Consider the following 4,426-nt stretch of genomic DNA (forward strand, 5'->3'; position numbering starts at 1 on the left):
GTGTCGACTCTCCCACATTGTGCAGTTTTATTTTTCCGGCATTGATCGTCGAGGGGGATTTGTGTCTGGGGATCAACACGGCGGGACGTGCTCCTGCGGTGAGTTCAGCATTGCGGAAATTTTTAACGTCGATGATTCCAGCGGGGATTCATGATCTGATCGATCAGGTTCATTTCATTCGTCAGAGTGAACCGGTCGGAAAACCCCGACAGGAGAAGATTATTCAAATATGTCGGGATTTTTTCAAGCTTTAAAATTTATACCCGAGCTGCAGCCAGAGTTTAGTGACATCTTTAGTATTAAGCGCAACGTCACCGCCTTGATAATAAGCGGCTTTGGCCAAACCGCTGAGACCTTTGATTCCCGGTATGGCATTGGTATAGAGGAGATCCCATTCGGTTCCTAAATCACTTTTCCCGGCCATCGCTTTATCGGTTTCAAAATCGTGATAAACGATCATCGCTTTACCCAAACCGGGAGCGGTATATCCCAACGTTGCACTCGCATCACACAAACCGCCCGTAGGGGTCGTGAGAAACTTGTCTGCCCAGCCGTTGAATTTATGCAACGTTGCCAACGGTGTACTAAACGCCGTTTTTCCGTCGCTACCGCTTGATCCGCTTAATACCTCATAACCGCCACCCACAAGAAGTCCATTGATATTGGCTAACACATCGAGATTGTAATACGTCGCATCGGCTTGAGCATTTACGATTCCGCCGTCGGTATCACGGGAAGCATCACCTTGATGAGCATACTCCGCACGATATTCGATTTTTGTGATAGATAGCGGAACATTACCCGTTAGCGCCAATCCCATCGTATCATGGAGTGAAGAGAGGATATAGTCATACGCACTCACTTTGAGCATATCATTTATTTTATACGAACCGTTTAAGACAATCGAATCGGTTTCACTTGCAGGAAGATCGGTAATCCCTTTGATTCCCCAGACATAAGCACCGGTAAGAGTTAGATTCGTAACAGTGCTATCACTGATAACTGCCGCATCAAAACTCTGCATCATCTGTCTCCAGTCCACGGAACCGATAAAACGTTCATTGTCGAGATTTATAATCTGACGGCCTGCTTTGAGTGTTGTTTTCCCCAATTTGTATTGTAAATACCCTTGTGAAAAACGGGTTGTTTCAGGATCTTTGACAATCTCATAGGCGCTCTGGCCGTTCGTGGAGCTATTATAGTTTTCGCTTCCGATACTTTGAACGGTTGTGCCGTCAATTCTCATACTCAATCCATCGGTACCAAGCAGTTTCGTTTCCAATCCGAGTGTTGCACGAACCGTAAACGCATCGGCATCTTTTTTCGTAGAATCTTCTATCGATACATTCTCATAACGGGGACGAATCTCTCCATTAAATTTTGCATCGCTAAAGAGGGTAAAGCCTTCTGCACTAAGACAATTTGGCAACAATGTTAAAACCGCTACGGCGGATAAGGTAATTTTTTTCATAGTATGTGTTCCTTGGTTTGAATATTTATTCATCTTCTTTGGCAAATTTCGAGTATAAAAACTCGATAATTGCTCCACGACATCTTAGGTACTCGGGATTATTCTGAAGTTCCAAACGGTTCCGTGGGCGTGGGAGGTTCACTTCTAGTATCTCTCCGATGGTCGCCTCAGGGCCGTTAGTCATCATAATGACCCGATCGCTTAGCAGTACCGCTTCATCCACATCATGGGTGATGATGACGACGGTATTACCCGTTTGCATCTGTATCCGCATCAAATGATCTTGCAGATTGGCACGTGTGAGCGAATCGAGTGCTCCAAAGGGCTCATCCATCAGCAGCACTTTAGGCTCGATGGAGAGGGCGCGGGCGATACCGACACGCTGTTTCATCCCTCCGCTGATCTCACCGGGGTATTTGTCTTTAGCATGACCCAGATTGACCATATCGATGTATTTCATCACATGATCGCGGATTTCGCTGTTGCTCAAATCTTCGCCCAGTACTTTACGTACCGCCATCTCGATATTTTGATAGACACTTAGCCATGGAAGCAAAGAGTGGTTTTGAAATACCACCGCCCGCTCCGGTCCGGGAGCAAGAATGTGCTTGTCTTCGAGTAATATTGTTCCGTGTGAGATCGTATCGAGTCCCGCAATGAGGTTGAGGATCGTTGATTTGCCGCATCCCGAGTGACCGATGATCGAGACGATCTCATTCTCTTTGATATCCAGTTGAACATCACGTAGGGCAACATACTCTTTGCCACCGCCGAGAGGGAATATCTTATCGACATGATCGATTTTTAAAAAAGGTTTTGCACTCATTTGAGTCCTCGCTTACGGTAATCAAAGAAATCGGCGATCAGCCCCATAGTCGCATCGAGGATATACCCGATAATTCCGATGAGGAGTATCCCGATAATAATATGGGAGTAGTTGAGATTGTTGTACTCATCCCAAATCCAAAATCCGATCCCTACACCTCCGGTGAGCATCTCCGCCGCGACGATAACCAGCCATGCAATCCCCAACGATAAACGCATCCCCGTAAAGATAAAGGGAACGGCAACGGGAAGGATAATCTGAAATACCTTCTCAAAGGCACTGAGTTGAAGTACCCGTGCGACGTTGAGATAATCTTCGCTGACACTCCGTACCCCCAGCGCCGTATTGATGATAATCGGCCAGATCGAGGTGACGAAGATGACGAAAATCGCCGTGGTGTTAACCTCTTTGAATACAAACAGCGCCAACGGCAGCCACGCGAGAGGTGAAACGGGTTTGAGAATCTGAATGTAGGGATTGAACGCCGTATAAGCACTTTTGCTCATTCCGATCAACAGTCCCACCGGAATACCCACCGCAATGGCGAGGGCAAATCCTCCGAACACACGTGCAAGGGAATTACCCAGTTGCAGTGCGATACCCTGATCTCCCGCACCGTTGTTGTAAAACGGATCAGAGAGGACGACGAGGAGTTCGTTCCATACTTCGCTAGGTGGAGGGAACCCCGGTATCCCGGCGGCAATAGCCGACCAAATTGCGATCACTACGCCAAAGAGCAGCAGTGGTAAAAGGACGGTATTACTATATTTTGAAACCATAATGTGCTCCTTTGGCGTTACTTCGCGGATACTTTCCAATTATTCACTTTGAGGAGTGCTTCTTTGGTGATTTTCGGCGATTTAATCGGCGCATTGTAGATGTAATCAACTGCTTTGTTTGGATCAAACGTCACGCCATCGATGAATTTTTTCTCCACTTTCCATTGTGTAGCGGGTAGGGCATAATTGACCTCTTTCGCCGCTTTAGCAAACAAATCGGGGCGATAAACGCTCTCAACCACTTTTTTCATATTCACAGGTTTATCGAGCTGTCCCCAACGGATCATTTGGGTCACTTGCCATAAACCGTGGCTGTAGTAAGGATAGAGTGCCTGTTTTTTACCGAAGACGTTAAACTGAGGCATCGGTGTATTGACCCCGTTAGTGAACATATAGGTTCCGGTCATCGAGTTGTCGATAACGTCCGTCGGTGCATTGACGTAGGATTTGGATGAGAGAATTTTGGATGCCTCTTTACGGTTATCCCATGACGCATCGAGCCACATTCCCGCTTCGATCACCGCTTTAATCATCGCTTTGGTCGTTTCAGGATTTTTATCGGCAAACGCTTTTTGTACCCCTAATACTTTTTCCGGTCCGTTTTCCCAGAGCTGATAACCGGTGACGACGGTTTTACCGATATTTCCCATAACGGCGCGTTGGTTCCACGGTTCTCCTACACAGAATCCATCGATATTTCCGGCAGTCATATTGGCGACCATTTGCGGCGGAGGAACGACTTTTAGCGCGACATCGGTATCAGGATTAACCCCACCTGCGGCCATCCAGTAGCGTACATGGTAGTTATGCGTACCCGTAGGGAACGTCATTCCGAATTCAGGAACCCCCATCGTTTTACTAGCGATCACTTTTTTGAGGGCTACGGCTGAGCCTTTTTTGGTAGCCGCTGGGTCTGCTGCCATCATTGCATCGTACATTTTGTTTGATACACTGATCGCATCGCCGTTTTGACCCAGTGCCATAAGGGCAACCATATCTTTCTTGGTACTTCCGACACCGAGTGTCGTCGCGATCGGCATAGCCGCGAGCATGTGCGATGCATCGAGCTCACCCACCGTCATTTTGTCACGGACGTTTGCCCATGAAGCCTCTTTGCTTAGCTCGACATTCAAACCATGTTTGGCAAAGAACCCTTTTTCTTTTGCGATAACCAAAGCTGCACAATCGGTCAATGGGATAAATCCGATTTTGAGATCTTTTTTCTCGGGTGCCGCCATCGCTATGGAAGCAGCTAGTGATAACACTAACGCACCTTTTCCTAAAATATTCAAGCTTTTCATGGAAACTCCTTATTGAGACTATTTTGTCTGAAATAATTGTAGAGTAAAA

Annotated in this window: 4 protein-coding genes and 1 pseudogene; 1 reads left to right on the top strand and 4 read right to left on the bottom strand. The window is 46.9% G+C overall.

The window, feature by feature from the left end; all coding sequences use genetic code 11:
* Positions 1 to 254: pseudogene (locus WB308_RS07555) on the top strand (hypothetical protein); the annotation flags it as partial.
* Here the strand turns inward: WB308_RS07555 and WB308_RS07560 are convergent.
* The 4 genes from WB308_RS07560 to WB308_RS07575 are packed head-to-tail and all read right to left on the bottom strand — an operon-like array spanning position 251 to position 4,377.
* Positions 251 to 1,471 carry an alginate export family protein gene (locus tag WB308_RS07560; protein ID WP_424190536.1) on the bottom strand — a complete coding sequence of 407 codons (1,221 nt, stop codon included), beginning with the start codon at positions 1,469 to 1,471 and terminating at the stop codon, positions 251 to 253. The pseudogene WB308_RS07555 and the gene WB308_RS07560 sit on opposite strands and share 4 nt — an antisense overlap.
* A gap of 25 nt (positions 1,472 to 1,496) precedes the next feature.
* A complete protein-coding gene (locus WB308_RS07565) occupies positions 1,497 to 2,297 on the bottom strand; it encodes an ABC transporter ATP-binding protein (RefSeq protein WP_424190538.1) in 801 nt (266 codons plus the stop codon).
* A complete protein-coding gene (gene ntrB / locus WB308_RS07570) occupies positions 2,294 to 3,076 on the bottom strand; it encodes a nitrate ABC transporter permease (protein WP_424190540.1) in 783 nt (260 codons plus the stop codon). Before ntrB ends, WB308_RS07565 begins: the two co-directional genes overlap by 4 nt.
* A gap of 17 nt (positions 3,077 to 3,093) precedes the next feature.
* Positions 3,094 to 4,377 (bottom strand): CmpA/NrtA family ABC transporter substrate-binding protein, encoded by a 1,284-nt coding sequence (locus WB308_RS07575; RefSeq protein WP_424190542.1) that lies wholly within the window; start codon positions 4,375 to 4,377, stop codon positions 3,094 to 3,096.
* Positions 4,378 to 4,426 lie beyond the last annotated feature (49 nt).

Source organism: Sulfuricurvum sp., assembly GCF_049587615.1.
Taxonomy (GTDB): Bacteria; Campylobacterota; Campylobacteria; order Campylobacterales; family Sulfurimonadaceae; genus Sulfuricurvum.

What these genes read in the sequence shown, in the direction of transcription:
- ntrB (WP_424190540.1), bottom strand. Translation starts at nt 3,076, where the DNA reads ATGGTTTCAAAATATAGTAATACCGTCCTTTTACCACTGCTGCTCTTT.
- WB308_RS07575 (WP_424190542.1), bottom strand. Translation starts at nt 4,377, where the DNA reads ATGAAAAGCTTGAATATTTTAGGAAAAGGTGCGTTAGTGTTATCACTA.
- WB308_RS07560 (WP_424190536.1), bottom strand. Translation starts at nt 1,471, where the DNA reads ATGAAAAAAATTACCTTATCCGCCGTAGCGGTTTTAACATTGTTGCCA.
- WB308_RS07565 (WP_424190538.1), bottom strand. Translation starts at nt 2,297, where the DNA reads ATGAGTGCAAAACCTTTTTTAAAAATCGATCATGTCGATAAGATATTC.